The organism is Actinoallomurus sp. NBC_01490 (assembly GCF_036227085.1).
Taxonomy (GTDB): domain Bacteria; phylum Actinomycetota; class Actinomycetes; order Streptosporangiales; family Streptosporangiaceae; genus Actinoallomurus; species Actinoallomurus oryzae.
In genome coordinates this window covers 1892322-1907271 of record NZ_CP109433.1, presented here as the reverse complement: position 1 = coordinate 1907271, position 14950 = coordinate 1892322, and the positions used below count along the sequence as shown (strand labels likewise).

Genomic DNA, 14950 nt, shown 5'->3' with positions numbered 1-14950 from the left:
GGCCGGCGTCACGTTGCGGTTCGTCCAGGGGGCCGAAGGCACCGAGTGCGCGTAACGAGGGTCCGTCCGGCTGACCGTGCAGTCCCGAGTGGGGCTTGCCGGGAGCCATCGACAGATGAAAAGGCGGCATCCGTCACGCTTGTTCGCCAGACCCAGCGGTTCAGCGTGGCCACTGCCACTTGTGTCTTGCGGACGTCGTGGACACGGATGGCGTTGACGCCCGCCTGGGCCAGGAGCACGCTGAGCACAGCGGTGGGCAGGTCCCGTGCGCTGGCGGGGGCGCCCTGCGGCAGTAGTTCGGCGAGCATGCGTTTGCGGGAGACGCCCACCATGACGGGCAGGCCGAAACACGTCAGCTCATCGAGGTCGCGCAAGATGGTCCAGTTGTGCTCAGGCGTCTTCGCGAAGCCGAGGCCGGGGTCGATGACGATTCGGTCAGGGTGGATTCCGGCGTCGCATGCGGCCTGCACGCGCTGCCGCAGTTCTCCGGCGACCTCGGCGACGGCGTCGGCGTAGACCGCATGAGATTGCATGGTGGCGGGCGTGCCTCGGATGTGGCCGAGGACGACCTGGCAATCCTCCTGGGCGAGCGCGCCGAGCATGACGGGGTCGGCGAGGCCGCCGGAGACGTCGTTGATGATGCTCGCGCCGGCGTGGATGGCTGCGACAGCGGTTTGGGCGTGCATGGTGTCGACCGAGACGGTGATGCCCTGCGCGGTGAGCGCCTCCACGATCGGCAAGATGCGGTCTTGCTCGATGCCCGGGTCGACGGGAGGGGCGCCGGGACGGGTGGATTCCCCGCCGATGTCGACGATGTCGGCGCCGTCGCGGTGCAGTTCGAGGGCGTGCTGGAGGGCGGCGTCAGGACGGGTGTAGCGGCCGCCGTCGCTGAAGGAGTCGGGTGTGATGTTGAGGATGCCGACGATTTGGAGGGAATCGGTCGTGATGCGCGGTGTGGTCATCGCAGTTCCGCTGTTGGACGGCAGAGTGGCGATCGTCATTGGCCCGACTCCGTCAGGAGCCGGGGTGATCCGGTCGCCGATCTCGGCGATCCCAGGATGATCCAATTTAGAAACGATCAGCCGACCTTCCTCGGTGGTACGCGGTATCCGCAGGACGGTCGTCGCCGTGAGAGCTGTCAGGTGTGGCGGTGGCCTCGCGGCTCGGTGTCTTCCAGCGCCAGCATGACTTCGCGGAGGGCATCGGCCGCCCTACGGGCGACGTCGTCGGGCACCTTTCGGAGGACGTCGCTCTGCACGGCCGCGCAGGCACGCAGCGTGGCGCGTGTGGACTCGGCTCCGGCGTCGGTGAGGCGGACCCAGGAGCTACGCTTGTCGTTCGCATCCTGGTGCCGCTCGATGAGCCCGGCCTTCTGCAGCCGATTGAGCACGCCGCTCACGCCGCCCGAGGTCAGCAGCAGCCGGGCCTGAAGTTCGCGTGGCCGCAGCTGGTACGGCTCGCCTGCCGAGCGGAGGGCGGTGAGGACCCCGTAGTCCGCCAACGTCAGCTCCCGCGGCGCGAGGCAGTCGGCGAGGGCGCCTTCGATGAGGTCCGCCAGTCGGACCGCACGGCGGGTGAGCTCGAATTTTGTCTGGTCTATTTCGGGCCACTCTTCCCGCGCCGCATCCGTGAGGCTGTCGACCAGATCGTGCCCGGTCCGGGATTCGCTCACCATCGCCGGCCCACCCCTCTCTTTCCGGCGCCCACAGCCCGACAGTATGTGAACAATGAGCAACTCAAAAGCTATCCTCCTAGCTTTCGCCACGTCGCGCCGACACAGCGATGCGGGTCAATACACCTAGCGGCTGAAGACCACGGTGCGGTGCCCGTTGAGCAGCGTTCTGTTCTCGGCGTGCCAGCGGACGGCTCGTGCCAGCGCGAGGCACTCGTTGTCCCGGCCGAGAGCGGTGACTTCCTCGACGGTCATGGCGTGATCGACTCGGGCGACCTCCTGAGCGATGATCGGCCCCTCGTCCAGGTCGGCGGTCACGTAGTGGGCGGTCGCACCGACAAGCTTCACGCCACGGTCGTGCGCCTGGGAGTACGGCCTCGCGCCCTTGAAGCTCGGCAGCATGGAGTGGTGGATGTTGATGGCACGGCCCTCGAGTCGCTTGCACAGGTCGGTTGACAGGATCTGCATGTAGCGAGCGAGGACCACCAGCTCAACCTGCATTTCGTTGACGAGGTCGAGCAGCTCGGCCTCAGCCGCGGGCTTGGTCCGCGGGGTCACCGGGATGTGGTGGAACGGCACGTTGTAGCTGTCCGCCATGGCGCCCAGGTCCGGATGGTTGGAGACGACGGAGACGACATCGATGTTGAGATCGCCCGTGCCGGCGCGGTACAGCAAGTCGTTGAGGCAGTGACCGAACCTGCTGACCATGATGAGCACCCGCGGCTTGTGCGTGGCCGGGGCCAGCCGCCAGCTCATCGTGAACCGGTCGGCGATGGCGCCGAAGTCGCGGCGCAGGTCGTCCGGGTCGATCGCCCGCTCACCGATGGGCGTGAACTGCACGCGCATGAAGAAGGCGCCGCTCTCACGGTCGTCGAACTGCTGGCTCTCGACGATGTTGCAGCCTCGCTCGGCGAGGAAACCCGAGACCGCGTACACGATGCCGGGCTGGTCCGGACAGGACAGGGTGAGGATCAGGTCGCCGCTCGCGACGGCGGGAGCGGTGCTGGGCATGGCGATCACTTCGGTTCTGGAGAGGTGATGAGGGCATTGCGGGCGGCGGTCACCGTGTTGCGGACCAGCCAAACGTCGGTGACGGGACCTATGCCTCCTGGTACGGGGGTGACGGCGCGGGCCCTGTTGATGACGTCGTCGAAGTCGACGTCGCCGACCGTACGGGTGCGGCCGGAGGCAGGATCGAGCAGCGGGTTGATGCCGACGTCGAGCACGATGGCTCCTTCTTTGATGTGCTCGGACCTGATCAGCCCGGGCACGCCGGCCGCCACGATGAGCACGTCGGCGCGACGGGTGTGCCAGCCGAGCCGACCGGCACGGCTGGCCCAGACGTCGATCGACTCGACGGCGGCCTGCCGGTCGTAGGCGAGGGACACCGCGGGCTTGCCGACGTTGTTCGAGCGGCCGATGACGACGATGAGGGATCGGTGGTAGAAGTCGGCCCGGTCTTCGCCGGCTGCGTCCAGCCACCCGTCGAGCACATGGAAGATCGACGCGGCTGTGGACGGCAGGTAGCGCGGCCGGCCCAGTGCCAGCAGGCCGGCGTTGTCCGGGTGGACCGCCTCGATGTCCTTGACAGGGGACAGTGCCTGGAAGATGCCCGCCTCATCGAGGTGCGGCGGCAGCGGCCGAAGAATGAGCACGCCGCTGACCGATGCGTCCGCGTTGAGACGCGCGACCGTATCCCGGACCGCTTCCTGGGTGCTGTCCGCGGGCAAGCTGACCGCCTGGTGGGGAACCGCGAGCCGGCTCGTGATGCGTTCGATGCGGGTGACATAGGCCCGTGAGCCGTAGTCGTTCCCGACGGTCACGGTGGCCAGCCCGCAGCGGATGCCGTCGGCGGCCAGCGCCCGGGCTTCCGCGGCGACTTGTTCCTTCAGTGCGTCGGCCATCTTGCGGCCATCGATGATCGTTGCGGTCATGAGTATGTCCGTTCCGGAGCGGCGTTCGGTCCGCTGAGAGCAGCGTCGGCCAGCTTCCTGGCCCTGGCCGCGCTGTCCGCAGCCGCGGTGATCCGCCTGTCACCGGGGCGGGCGGCGAGGTTGTCCGCGACGAGCAGGGCCGCGCCGGCCGCGGCCGCGGCGGCGACCAGCGCGGTCGTGCATGCGTCGGAACGCAGGCGGGGGTTGCCGTCGAAGGCCAGCCGACGACCGAGGTCCGCGATTTCTTCGGCCAGCGAGGCGAGCTCACTGGGAACAGCGGCCGCAGCATCCAGCGCGGCGGTGATGGCCCGCCGGCGTGGCTCCGGGTCGGGGCTACGGGAAAGCCGGGTAGCACTTACATACTCGCGGTAAGCGTCGGTGTCGGCATCGGCCAGCCGCGCGGCGCGGGAACACAGCGCATCGGCCTGCTCGGCGAGCCCGCGCGGCAGTCTCTGGTCCGGTGAGCTTCGCTGCGCGTACCGGGCCGCCATGCCGGCCAGCGCCGCGGCCAGCGCGGCGGCGACCGCCGCGACCGCGCCCCCGCCCGGGGCCGGTTCGTCCTTGGCGACGGCGGCCAGAAGATCGGCGACGCTCAGCGGCAGAAGGCTCCTGTCCTCATTCATCGGGGCGGCTCCTCATGGCGATTCATGCCAGCGGGGTGGTGCTGATCGTGGCCCGCACCTCGGTTCGCACATGGCGTTCGATGTTGGCCTTGGCCGCTCCGCCGTCCGGCTCGCCCCAGATGACGGTCACTTCCCTGCCGTCGACGGCCTCGGCCTCGTCGATCATGGCGAGCGAGGACCAGTGCCCGATGCCGACGGTGTAGCCGGTGCGGTTGGAGATCCCGATGACGCCGTCGTCGGCCAGCACCCTGTCGTACTGGTAGGTGCCGTAGACGGCGTACGGAACACTCAGGTATCTGGCACGCCGGTCGCCGCCGAACAGGCTGCCGGCGAACACGCGCGCCACGTCGTCGTCGTTCCAGCGCAGCCAGACCTTGCGCCGGTGTGGCCGGCCCGCGAGCTCCTTCAGGGCGTCGCGCCCGATGAAGTCGTGGTCGAAGTTGATGATCCGGCCGTAGCCGAGGTCCCACGGTGTCGTGTAGTAGTCCTCGATGGCGGCCGAGTCGAAGCTGCCGACGAGGGACGTCGTCGCTTCGTAGCCGTCGGCCCTGAGGTACTGGCGGTAGGCCTTCATGGACCGCCCCGAGTACAGCGCGGGCACCGGTGTGCCGATCCACCCGGACTCCAGCGCTGTGGTGGAGTAGGCGATCGCCCCTCCCCGGGCCAGGCCGTGATCTTCGCCGGCGGCGAGCAGCGCCCGCAGGACCTGGGGGCCGTGCTCGGCCGGTCCCCACATCTCCAGCCCGGTCATCTCCTGGCCCGGGATGCCCGTCATGGTGTGGTTGAGCGCGCGGACCGGGCAACCGTCGATGGTGAACTCACCGATGTTGAAGAACTTGATGGCGGGCATGGACCCGCCGCTCGCCTGGGCGACGATCTTCAGGGCGTTCGGCCCCTGAAGCTGGTACCGGTAGATCTGACGCCCGGACAGGTTCTCCACGGTGCGCTCGTCCCGGCGCACCTCAACGTCGTAGCCGCCGGTCTCGGCGTGGAAGGCGACCCAGTTCGGGACTGTGGGCCCGCCGACGAGGCTGAACTCGTCGTCCTCAAGACCGAAGAGGATCGCGTCGCCGATCAGGTGCCCGTCGTAGCCGACGGCGACGAACTGCTTGGCCTTGTTCCTGCCGAACGTGGTGAAACCGTTGACCCCGGTATCCGACAGCAGGCGCCGGATGTCCGGTCCTTTGAAATAGACGTCGGTCATGTGGTGGGACTGGTCGAACAGGACCGCGGTCTGCCGCCATGCGGCCTGTTCGTCCCGCCAGTTGGTGTACTCGGCCGGGATCGGGAACGGGTATGCGCCTGATGCCGACGCGCGAAGCATGCGGACGGCGCCGCCCGCCTTCTGCAGCTTGTCTTCCAGTGTTTCCTGCGCCATGGTGGCCGGCCCTTCCTGGGTTGTGTGCTTATGCATGAGCAGCGGTGCCGCCGACGATGCGCTGCTGCCAGGCGACCGTCGCGTCGACCTGGTTGAAAGAGAACAGGTGGAGGGCGTCCACCCTCATCTCCGGATCGGTCAGCGCGTCCCCCATCGCGAGCAGCAGATCCTCTGGCCGGTAGGAGCTACCGCGGAGCATGCTGCCGACGACGCCGTGCTGCTTGGACAGGTACCGGATGGACGCCCCGACCCCGATTCGCAGGGAGAGCTCGGCCAGCTTGCGCATGCTCATGGGCGCGGCCAGGCCGATGTGCAACGGCAGGGCGATCCCTTCCGCGCGGATCCGCCGCAGCCACCCCGCCAGCGCGCCGGGGTCGAAACACAGCTGGCTGACCATGTAATGGGCGTGGGGCTGCTTGCGGCGCAGTGCCGCGATCAAAGCCTCATCGCCGATCTTGGGATGCCCCTCCGGGTAGCACGCGATCCCGATCGACGTGAGGCCGTGTTCCATGCCGGCGAGCGCATCGAGGATCTCCGCCGCCTCGCTGTACTCACCGGCCGGCTCCTCCGCATCACCGCCTATGACGTACAGGCCGGTGATGCCGAGCTCGGTCAGCCGGCGTACGAAAGCACGCAGCTCGGCTTCGCCGGCCACCTGCCGGGCGGCCAGGTGGGGCACGACCCGGTAACCGGCCCGAACCGCACGCGCGCTGTGATCCAGAGTGCGCTGCAGGCCGAACTTCGGCGAGCAGGTGATGGTGATCGTCGCGCCGGGAGGCACAGCATGGACCTTCTCCTCGGCGCCCTTGAGCGGGATGACCTCTATGTCCGCCGCACCGACCAAAGATCGGACGGCGGCGCGGACGCTGCCGCGAGAACTCATGTGGACCACTCCCTTGCAGGCCAAGCCACAGCCGTTGACCTGGCGCGCGATCGTTGACGCATGGTCCGCGGTGTACCGGCGCGGCCGGCTCCCAGACCAGGCACAGGTAAAGTATCTCGCGAACAAGCTATCTGTCTAGCTTGTCTGCGAGTAGTCTTGCGGCAGCACCTGATGCCGGACCGAGTTCGGAGAAGCCGATGACCACGTACCTCGAGGCAGCGAGAAGGAGAGCCATGACGGCCACGGTGAGCGATAACGCAAAGGACGTCATTGAGATAATGCAGGTCATAATCCAGGAACGTCAGGCACGCGATCGCGGATGGTGGGAAGAGCTACCGCGCTTCTATCACCCCGAGGCGCAGATTCAGACCAGTTGGTTCAGCGGTCCGGTATCGGAGTACATCGAACGCTCCGTGTCGATGGCGGTCACCGATCCCGCGTATCACCGCCTCGGGCAGGCCGCGATACGGGTCAATGGCCATCGCGCGGTGGCCGAGGTGCCGATGACGATCGAGTTCCGTGGGCAGATGGCGGGCGTCGAGGCCGACCTGACGGTCTACATCCGGCTCCTGCACCGGGTCGAGCGCCGCGAGGGCCAGTGGCGCCTGCTCGCATCCACTGCGATCTTCGAACGGGACACGATGGCCCCGGCCGTTCCCGGCGCTCCCCTTCGGCTGGAGGCCGATGCGCTCACCGGGTTCCGGCCCTCCTACCGGCTGCTCTCCCTGTGGCTGACCGAACACGGTCATCGCGTCGGCACGGACAGGTACGGGCTCGACCGGCCCGGCGAGGTCGATGCCCTCTACCAGGACACCTTTGCCTGGGCAGGCCTCGAGCCCAGTCGCGGACGCACTCCCTGAAAACGACGGTCGGTTGAGCCGCTACGCGACCCAACCGACCTCATGAAACGGCGCGCCGTCACCAAGAGCGAGTGGAATTCGGCCGAATTCAAGGCTGACCGACTGCGACCACACTTCTCTTTATTAGTACGACGCACCGCCCGCTTTCCGGGTTCGTGTGACACCCATCACGTACAGAAATCAAAAAATCCGTCTTTTCCTTCGAACCTCCGCGCCCTTACCGAACATCGAACAAGCCGAGTCAGTAAGCAACCAGGGAGGTTTTAATCATGCAGTTCACGAACCTGCGCAGGGCCGCCGCTATCGCTTGTGGCGGTGGGATGATTGCTCTCGCCATGACCGCCTGCAACGCCGATGATAAAGCGTCGACGGCGTCTAATTCGTCGGGTGCGGCGGGGAAGGCGTCGTCGGTCGCCAATAGCACCCACGACAAGGGTCCGGGGGCGGCGTACGCCGATCAGGGCGACACACCGGCTTGCGGGGCGTCCGAACTCAGGGGGTATCTGCAGCTTCAGGATTCCGGCTCCGAGCAAGGGGACGAGGCGATCGCCACCCTGACGCTCACCCACGCCGACTGGGCGTCGGAAAGCTGCTACCTGCCGGCCGGCTGGGTCCCGATCGGGAAAGGCGGGCCGCACGACTACACCGCCGTCCCCTCGACCCGGGTGAACTATCCCGGTCCCGGAATGACCATCACGCTGAAGCCCGGAGGTTCGGCCTTCGCCGGAATCAAGTGGCACACCGAAAAGGGTTGCCCGGGCGGCGCCACCAGCGATCTCGGCTTCGCCTGGGGCGCCACCTGGGTCCCGCTCACCTATAGCGGTCTCGACGACGGCTACCAGCCACCGATCTGCGACGACGTCACCCTCGGCACGCTCCAGCCCACCATGAACGGCGTCAATTTCACCTGACCAGGACCGGGGAGGGGCCGGCCGAAACAGTGCCGCCCGCGCACGGCTTCACCGATGCCATGCGCGGGCGGCACTGCATTACTAAGACGACCAGTGAACGTATGGTCAGTCGTGTCAGTGGAGTAGTTGCTCGAGGACCTCAGGGTTCATGACGTCCTGGTCGCCGGGGAAGACGCCCGTCTCGGCCCACTGCCAGACGAAGTAGGTTTTCCAGCCTGCGGGAAGCGTGCCCGGTGAGGTGCCGTGGTTGTTGATCCACAGTGCGTCCTTCGCGGCGAACTCGGTGGACCCGCCCGTGCAGTCGTTCCACCATTCGGTGAAGGTGTTGATGGTGGCCCACCAGCCCGTACGGGCGTGGTACTCGTTGATGAAGTCGTGGATCCAGCTCACCATCTGGTCCGGGGTGAAGCCGTAGCACTTGTCCGGGCCGTACACGTTGTCCTCGATGTCGAGGACGCCGGGCAGCGTCCGGCCGTCCCCGGTCCGCCCACCGCCGTTGTCGACGAAATAGTCCGCCTGGGCCTTACCGCTCGCACTGTCCGGAGTGGCGTAATGGTAGGCCGCGTGAATCAGGCCGACGCGGTAGGAGCCGTTCCATTGCTGGTCGAACTCACCGCTGTGGTAGTCGGTGCTCTCGGTCGCCTTGATGAAGGCGAACTTGGCGCCGTTGGCCTTGACGGCGTCCCAGTCGACGTTCTCCTGCCAGCCGCTGACGTCCAGGCCCGGGATTCCCGGTGGAACCTCGGTCATGACGCTACTGCGGGGCGCGGCCGATCCGGCGTGGGCCTGCCCATGCCGGGGCGACGGCGAGGCCTGGGCGGGGCCGGCCATCAGTGTGCCGCAGGCCGCCGCGGTGACAACGGCCGCGGCCACGCGCCGCGCATGCTTGAAGGTCTGCAAGTCCTGCTCCTTCGTAAAAGGTGACGGGTGCCAAGGGTAGATAGTCCCGAAAGGTCGGCAATCCGCAAACTTGACGATGATCTCATGTGAGGTCTGTGGATATCGCTGCCGTCCGTTCGCGATCGGAGAAATTCATGGCCGAGGTGTTCGCGCAGTCCATTCATCGGAGTGTGGCCATGAACCTCTTGAGCCGGGCGATCCCTTCGTGGAGATCGTCGGTTGACGTCGCGTATGAGAGTCGGACGTGTGTCTCGGCCGTGTGCATGCCGAAACCCCGACCCGGGGTGAGCGCGACGTGGGCCTCTTGCAGTGCTCGTTCGCAGAGCCTCCAGGAGGTGAGTCCGGTGTGGCTGATGTCGGGATAGACGTAGAACCCGCACTTCGAGAAGCTGTTGACGACGATGGCGTCGGGGTCGGCCAGCAGCACGCTCCGCGGTGGCCGACCATGGTCGTCTCGGTCGCTCAGGCCGAGGTAGATCTCATCGACTGGTCTGGTCGGCGAGCAGGGCGCCGGTCACGGGAGCGACGGCGACGGTGAGGGTGACCGGGGTGGTGGCGAGGGTGCCGGGCTTCCTACCGCTTCCGGCAAAGTACGGTACGTGGATGGTGAACGTACGGGAGCGGATTCTCGCGGAGCTTGGCGTCAAGACGACCATTGTCCCCAAGGCCGAAATCCGGCAACGGGTCGATTTCCTCAAGGATTACTTGCGGTCGACCTCGGCAAAGGGCTATGTGCTCGGAATCAGCGGCGGCCAGGACAGCACGCTGGCCGGTAAGTTGTGCCAGCTTGCCGCCGAGGAGCTGCGAGCCGAGGGTCATGAGGCCACCTTCGTCGCGGTGCGGCTGCCGTACGGCGTGCAGGCCGACGAGCACGATGCGCAGATCGCGTTGGCGTTCATCCAGCCCGACCGATCGATCACGGTGAACGTCAAGCCGAGCGCGGACGCCGCTGCCGCCGAGGCGGCGCTCGGCATGCGGGAGTTGCTCGGCGATGAGCCCAAGCTACGGGACTTCGTGCGCGGCAACATCAAGGCTCGCGAACGCATGGTGATCCAGTACTCGATCGCCGGGCAGTTGGGCCTGCTCGTCGTGGGCACCGACCACGCGGCCGAGGCGGTGGCCGGCTTCTTCACCAAGTACGGCGACGGCGGTGTCGACATCACCCCGCTGACCGGGCTGACCAAGCGTCAGGGCGCCACCCTGCTGCAGGAGTTGGGCGCACCATCGAGTGTCTGGGAAAAGGTCCCGACCGCCGACCTCGAGGACGACCGGCCCGCCCTCCCCGACGAGGTGGCACTCGGCCTGAAGTACATCCAGATCGACGACTATCTGGAAGGCGCCGACGTCACGACGGACGTTGCGGCGAAGGTGGAGTCGCTCTACCTCAAGACCCGGCACAAGCGAGCCCTTCCGGTCACTCCCCTCGACGACTGGTGGAGGGCTCACACCACATAGGGGATCGCCGCCGCTACCGACAGCGTGAGCATGCCCAGGCAGTTGAGCCAGAACTCCTGTTTGAGGAACCGCGCGCGGTAGTGGGCGTACGCCGCGCACACGAAATAGGCGATGACCCCGACCGTGGTGGCCAGACCGACGCCGGGGTATTTCAGGCCGGCGACGAGACCGGCCGTGGCCAACAGCTTGATGGCGATGAGCGTCCACCACCAGTCACGCGGAAAACCGACTCCTTCAAGGCATCTTTGGATGAACGCCGGCGGGCGGAGGGACATCAGCGCGTCGGAGAACAGGGCGAGCGCGAGCAGCGCCGTGAGCCACCATGGATGAGGACCGTGGATCATTCTTCTCCCCCTGAATGTGACACGACGAAACCGACCACTTGCCGTAGTTCGTCGATCGCGTCCTGTGTCTCGATGGCGCCATTCGCAGCGGTCATCAGCAGGCCGAGGTAGGCGAAGTAGACGGCCCGCGCGCCGCGGCGGGCGTCGGCGCGGGTGAACGCGGATCGGGAGAGGACGGCCTCGAGTTCCGCTATCAGCGCCAGGGCGAGGTTCTGGAAAATCGCCGATTCATGGTTCCCGCGGACGATGACCGCCGCGTACTCACGCGAAAGCTCAGCGTCGAGGGCGAAGTACCTGATGAAAGGCTCGACGAGGTCCATGACCTCCCCGACGGTGGCAGTCGCCGGCAGGGACGTACGGTCGGCGTCATGGCCGGTGTCATGGCCGGTGTCATGGCCGGTGTCCCGGCCGCGATGCACGGAGGCGATCCAGCCATCGAAGATGGCGACAAGAAGCGCGTCCTTCTCCCCGACCGCCATGACGGTCCCGGTGCTCACGCCCGCGTCGGCCGCGATCTGCCGGATCGTCGTCACCCTGAAGCCCTGCGTGCGAAAGAGCCGCTCGGCCGCCGCCAGCACCTTCTGTCGTGTCGCCTCCCGCTTCGCCGACCGAGAATGAACGCGTTCAGTGAACATGTTCAGAACACTACGGCGCGGCGGCTCCGGGCACAAGTCGGCTCGCGTGGCCACCGGCCCGCGCCGCCCCTCGGCGGGCCGGGTGCCGGCCGATGCGTGGCCGGGTCTCGCCCCCGCCCTCCAGGACCGGGAAACCAATAGGCATTGTGCCGATAGGGAGAAATAGGCAACGTTGCCGATAACGCATTTCCTAATCGCGATGCCAAACTCGGTCTATGCTGCCCCGCATCTTGGCAATTTCGCATGCACAGACCGTGTGCATGCCGCTACCGCACCACCGTCTGCACGGCACGCTCGGATAGGCCGAAGAGCAGGCGGCCGCTAGCCGCGCTGATCACGCGCGATATCCCCCGCTTCACAGCGTTGTGCCATACCGGCATGTCCGCCCGGTCGCATGCCAACGCTCAAACTTCACGGTCTTTCCAGATATGAAATCGAGAACCGATCCACTGTACGCAATGGCGATGGTCATTGCCGTCTGCGCCGTTTCGGCCACCGCCCCTTTAACGGCCTTCGCGTCGGCGCCCGCCCTTGCCCTGGCATTCTGGAGAAACGGGCTGGGCTCCGCGACGAACGGTGCGATAGTCACCGCGCTTCGTCGTGGCGAGTTCCGCCGGATACACCGCGGTGAGCGTCGGATGGTACGCGGCGAGCAGTACCGTTCCATGAGTCTTGGCGTCCTGGCGTCCCTTTGCCTGGCGGTGCATTTCGCCGCGTTCATGTCAAGCGCGAAGCTGACGTCCGTGGCCATGTCCACGGCCCTCGTCGCAACCCAGCCCATCTGGCAGGCCCTGATCGCGGTCGCGCAGGGACAACGCCTTGCGCATCGTGTCTGGGTCGGCTTGACCGTGGCCGTGATCGGGGCGGCCGCCGCGAGTGGGCTCGACATCCGGTCAGGCGGTAACGCGCTGCTCGGGGACCTCCTCGCTCTGGTGGGAGCCGTGGCGCAGGCCGGCTACACCGCCCTCAGCGAACGCGCTCGAACCGGGCTGAGCACACCCTTGTACTCCGCCCTGAGTTCCTTCGTCTGCGCGATCGGACTCCTGGTCGCCTGCCTGGCCACCGGTACACCACTCATGCGTTTCGACCGGAACACCGAGCTCGCGCTCCTCGGCCTGCTCATCCTGCCGCAGCTCCTCGGCCTGGGCTCGCTGAACTTCGCGCTCGGCCGGGGATCGGCGACCACCACAAGCGTGCTGCTTCTCCTGGAATCACCGGTGGCCGCGGCCATCGCGTGGCTGTGGATGGGCCAGACGCCGGAGCCGTCGACTCTGCCCGGCCTCCTGCTCATCATCGTCGGTGCCACCGTGGTGGTCTCCAGCAGCACCACACAGAGCGAGAGATTCATCGGCCGACACCGAGCAGAACGCTCACGCTCCAGACCGCGCCGTACCGGCACCACCGAACCGAGCGAGAACCCCGTAGGCCGGCATCGGGCAGAACGCTCCCGCGTGGTGTGACGAGCGTACGACGCCACCAGGCCAGGTTTCAGCGCCGGTCGCCGACGCCGGGACGGTGGCCCGCGGCGATATGACGCCGTCGTCTTCAGCCGCGTCAGGACGTCAGGAGAAGGACCACAGGTGGTCGTCCTGGAGGCTGCACGGGTAGATCGTCAGGTTGGCGTCCTGACCGCCCGACCCGTGGAGGCCGGACACATCCAGGCACTGGTGACCCACGGAGTCATAGCTGCGGATCCAGTAGCGGCCGCTCGCCTTCCGTTCGAGGTACCACATCTGGTTGTCGCCGGCGCCGGGACGGCACCCGTACTCCGTGACGCCGGCCTGGCGCACCGTGCCGGAACCGGGTAGGTCGAGGCAGAGTCCGTCCTTCGAATTGCGGATCGTGAACAGGGTGGCGCCGCGCGGACCGCTGTCCTTGTCGACCACGAGATCCCACAGCTGGTTGTCGCCGCTGGACCCGTGGCAGGTGTGCTGCTCGACCTTGCCGTTCAGCTGTCCGTCGCCGTATCCCGGCACGTCGACGCACATGCCGGTCATCACGTTGCGGATCAGCAAGCGCCTCTTGCCGGAGAGTCGCACGCCGTGGGCCGACCGCGATCCGGCCTTGCCGTCGGAAGCCGGACGGTGCGCCGAAGGGTGCCGCATGCCGGGCGATTTCGGCTTCGGACTCGGTGTGGCCGGGGTGGGGGTGGGGACGAGCGTCGGCAGAGCGGTTCCGGTCATCGCCGCCGGTCTCGCCCGCTCATCGGTGGGCCGGTCGTGGCGATGGGAGGTGGCCGCGCCGACGGCCAGTGCCGCTCCCGCGACGACGATCAGCGCGGCCCCGCCCGCGAGAATCCGTGGGCCCACCCTGGACCGTTCGGTCGGCTGCCAGGCACGGCGGCTGAACGCGTCGACGAGGTCCGCGCGTTGCCGGCGTTGCTGTTCAGTCGTGTTCTGCTCGTCCATGTGCGCTTCCTTGGTCGTTCCTCCGTGCCGCGCGATGCCGGTCGTCCTTGCCGGCTCGTTCCCTCACCATCGGCCCGCGGTCAGTGGCCGAAACGGAACCAGTTGATGTTGATGAAGTCCCAGAGCTGGTCGCTCTTGAACGTCAGGTACACGTCGTGCACTCCCTTCGGCCCGTTCGCACCGACCGAGACCGTCGACCAGTTCTGCCACCCCCCGGTATTGATGTTGTAGAGGGTGGCGATGGGCGCGCTTCCCGGATCGTCCAGCCGCACCTCGACCCGCCCGTACCCATCGGCCTTGTCGCTCGCGACGCGGGCGTAGAACTGCGTCGCGCCCGTGGACCCGAAGCCGATCCTCTTGTACAGCGCCCAGTCACCGTTGGCGGCGGAGGCGATGTTCCGGCCGCCGCCGGTGTCGTTGGAGCTCTCGGTGCTCAGGTGCTTCGACCGCCGGGCGAACGACTCAGCCTGGATCGGGCGGTAGGCGCCCCGCGCGGGCGCCTTCCGGCCGGAGGAACCGGACCTGGAGCTCTTGGCCGGCCGCACGCTCCGGACGGGGCGACGGGTCGGCGAGGGTGTCGGTGTCGGCGAGGCGGTCGGTGTTACCGGCGCCTGCAGGGACGGGGTCGTACGGCCGTTCTGCGCGGCCAGGGCCAGCTGACGCGCGCGCTCGGAGGCCGCCTGCCTGTGGCGGTACGAGACCACCGCACCGAGGCCGAAGGTCGCTCCGGCGACCAGGACCAACGCGGCCCCGCCCGCCAGGACTCGCGGGCCCACCCGCGGCTGCGAACTCGACTGCCAGGCCGTCCGGGTGAAGGCGCTGACGAGGTCCGCGCGTTCCTGACGCCGGCGTTCGTTCTCCTTACGGTCGCTCAACTGCTGTACTCCTCAATGTGCTGAAGCGGCGATAGGGGACGGGCGAAACCGACGGCCGGCCGGCGGACCTGC

The 14950-nt window shown here is 67.5% G+C and carries 17 protein-coding genes; 4 read left to right on the top strand and 13 right to left on the bottom strand.

Going from position 1 to position 14950, the window contains the following annotated elements; translation table 11 throughout:
• Positions 1-8 precede the first annotated feature (8 nt).
• The 7 genes from folP to OG417_RS09405 all read right to left on the bottom strand — a co-directional run bounded on the left by folP (position 9) and on the right by OG417_RS09405 (position 6490).
• Complete coding sequence (gene folP, locus OG417_RS09435; RefSeq protein ID WP_329252739.1) at positions 9-1001, bottom strand: dihydropteroate synthase; 993 nt, start codon at positions 999-1001, stop codon at positions 9-11.
• A gap of 137 nt (positions 1002-1138) precedes the next feature.
• Complete coding sequence (locus OG417_RS09430; protein WP_329252736.1) at positions 1139-1675, bottom strand: MarR family winged helix-turn-helix transcriptional regulator; 537 nt, start codon at positions 1673-1675, stop codon at positions 1139-1141.
• Between the two features lie 123 nt (positions 1676-1798).
• Positions 1799-2683, bottom strand: a complete 885-nt coding sequence (gene purU, locus OG417_RS09425) for a formyltetrahydrofolate deformylase (protein ID WP_329252733.1) — start codon at positions 2681-2683, stop codon at positions 1799-1801.
• 5 nt (positions 2684-2688) lie between these two features.
• Positions 2689-3606 carry a bifunctional 5,10-methylenetetrahydrofolate dehydrogenase/5,10-methenyltetrahydrofolate cyclohydrolase gene (locus OG417_RS09420; RefSeq protein WP_329252729.1) on the bottom strand — a complete coding sequence of 306 codons (918 nt, stop codon included), beginning with the start codon at positions 3604-3606 and terminating at the stop codon, positions 2689-2691.
• Positions 3603-4229: a cyclodeaminase/cyclohydrolase family protein gene (locus tag OG417_RS09415; RefSeq protein WP_329252725.1), complete on the bottom strand. Its 627-nt coding sequence runs from the start codon at positions 4227-4229 to the stop codon at positions 3603-3605. The genes OG417_RS09420 and OG417_RS09415 overlap by 4 nt, the downstream gene beginning before the upstream one ends.
• Before the next feature lie 22 nt (positions 4230-4251).
• Complete coding sequence (locus OG417_RS09410; protein ID WP_329252722.1) at positions 4252-5607, bottom strand: hypothetical protein; 1356 nt, start codon at positions 5605-5607, stop codon at positions 4252-4254.
• A gap of 28 nt (positions 5608-5635) precedes the next feature.
• Positions 5636-6490, bottom strand: a complete 855-nt coding sequence (locus OG417_RS09405; RefSeq protein WP_329252720.1) for a methylenetetrahydrofolate reductase — start codon at positions 6488-6490, stop codon at positions 5636-5638.
• A 233-nt stretch (positions 6491-6723) separates the two neighbouring features.
• Here OG417_RS09405 and OG417_RS09400 point away from each other — a divergent pair, with 233 nt between their 5' ends.
• Positions 6724-7350: a nuclear transport factor 2 family protein gene (locus OG417_RS09400; RefSeq protein WP_329252718.1), complete on the top strand. Its 627-nt coding sequence runs from the start codon at positions 6724-6726 to the stop codon at positions 7348-7350.
• Between the two features lie 269 nt (positions 7351-7619).
• Positions 7620-8261, top strand: a complete 642-nt coding sequence (locus OG417_RS09395; protein ID WP_329252715.1) for a hypothetical protein — start codon at positions 7620-7622, stop codon at positions 8259-8261.
• Positions 8262-8375: 114 nt separating this feature from the next.
• Here the strand turns inward: OG417_RS09395 and OG417_RS09390 are convergent, their stop codons facing one another.
• Positions 8376-9161, bottom strand: coding sequence for a GH25 family lysozyme (locus tag OG417_RS09390; protein ID WP_329252712.1), 786 nt, complete (start codon positions 9159-9161; stop codon positions 8376-8378).
• Between the two features lie 160 nt (positions 9162-9321).
• Positions 9322-9588, bottom strand: coding sequence for an aminotransferase class I/II-fold pyridoxal phosphate-dependent enzyme (locus tag OG417_RS09385; RefSeq protein ID WP_329252709.1), 267 nt, complete (start codon positions 9586-9588; stop codon positions 9322-9324).
• 176 nt (positions 9589-9764) lie between these two features.
• Between OG417_RS09385 and nadE the strand changes: the two genes are divergently transcribed.
• Positions 9765-10616 (top strand): ammonia-dependent NAD(+) synthetase, encoded by an 852-nt coding sequence (nadE, locus tag OG417_RS09380; RefSeq protein ID WP_329252706.1) that lies wholly within the window; start codon positions 9765-9767, stop codon positions 10614-10616.
• On the opposite strand, the gene OG417_RS09375 is transcribed toward nadE, so the two are convergent.
• Complete coding sequence (locus tag OG417_RS09375) at positions 10604-10960, bottom strand: DoxX family protein (protein WP_329252701.1); 357 nt, start codon at positions 10958-10960, stop codon at positions 10604-10606. The two genes, nadE and OG417_RS09375, sit on opposite strands and share 13 nt — an antisense overlap.
• Positions 10957-11538 carry a TetR/AcrR family transcriptional regulator gene (locus OG417_RS09370; protein WP_329252698.1) on the bottom strand — a complete coding sequence of 194 codons (582 nt, stop codon included), beginning with the start codon at positions 11536-11538 and terminating at the stop codon, positions 10957-10959. Before OG417_RS09370 ends, OG417_RS09375 begins: the two co-directional genes overlap by 4 nt.
• Positions 11539-12053: 515 nt before the next feature.
• Here OG417_RS09370 and OG417_RS09365 point away from each other — a divergent pair.
• Positions 12054-13055 carry a DMT family transporter gene (locus tag OG417_RS09365; protein WP_329252695.1) on the top strand — a complete coding sequence of 334 codons (1002 nt, stop codon included), beginning with the start codon at positions 12054-12056 and terminating at the stop codon, positions 13053-13055.
• 102 nt (positions 13056-13157) lie between these two features.
• Here OG417_RS09365 and OG417_RS09360 read toward each other — a convergent pair whose 3' ends face one another.
• Both OG417_RS09360 and OG417_RS09355 read right to left on the bottom strand, forming a co-directional pair.
• Complete coding sequence (locus tag OG417_RS09360) at positions 13158-14003, bottom strand: RICIN domain-containing protein (protein ID WP_329252692.1); 846 nt, start codon at positions 14001-14003, stop codon at positions 13158-13160.
• 80 nt (positions 14004-14083) lie between these two features.
• A complete protein-coding gene (locus tag OG417_RS09355; RefSeq protein ID WP_329252689.1) occupies positions 14084-14878 on the bottom strand; it encodes a carbohydrate-binding protein in 795 nt (264 codons plus the stop codon).
• Positions 14879-14950 lie beyond the last annotated feature (72 nt).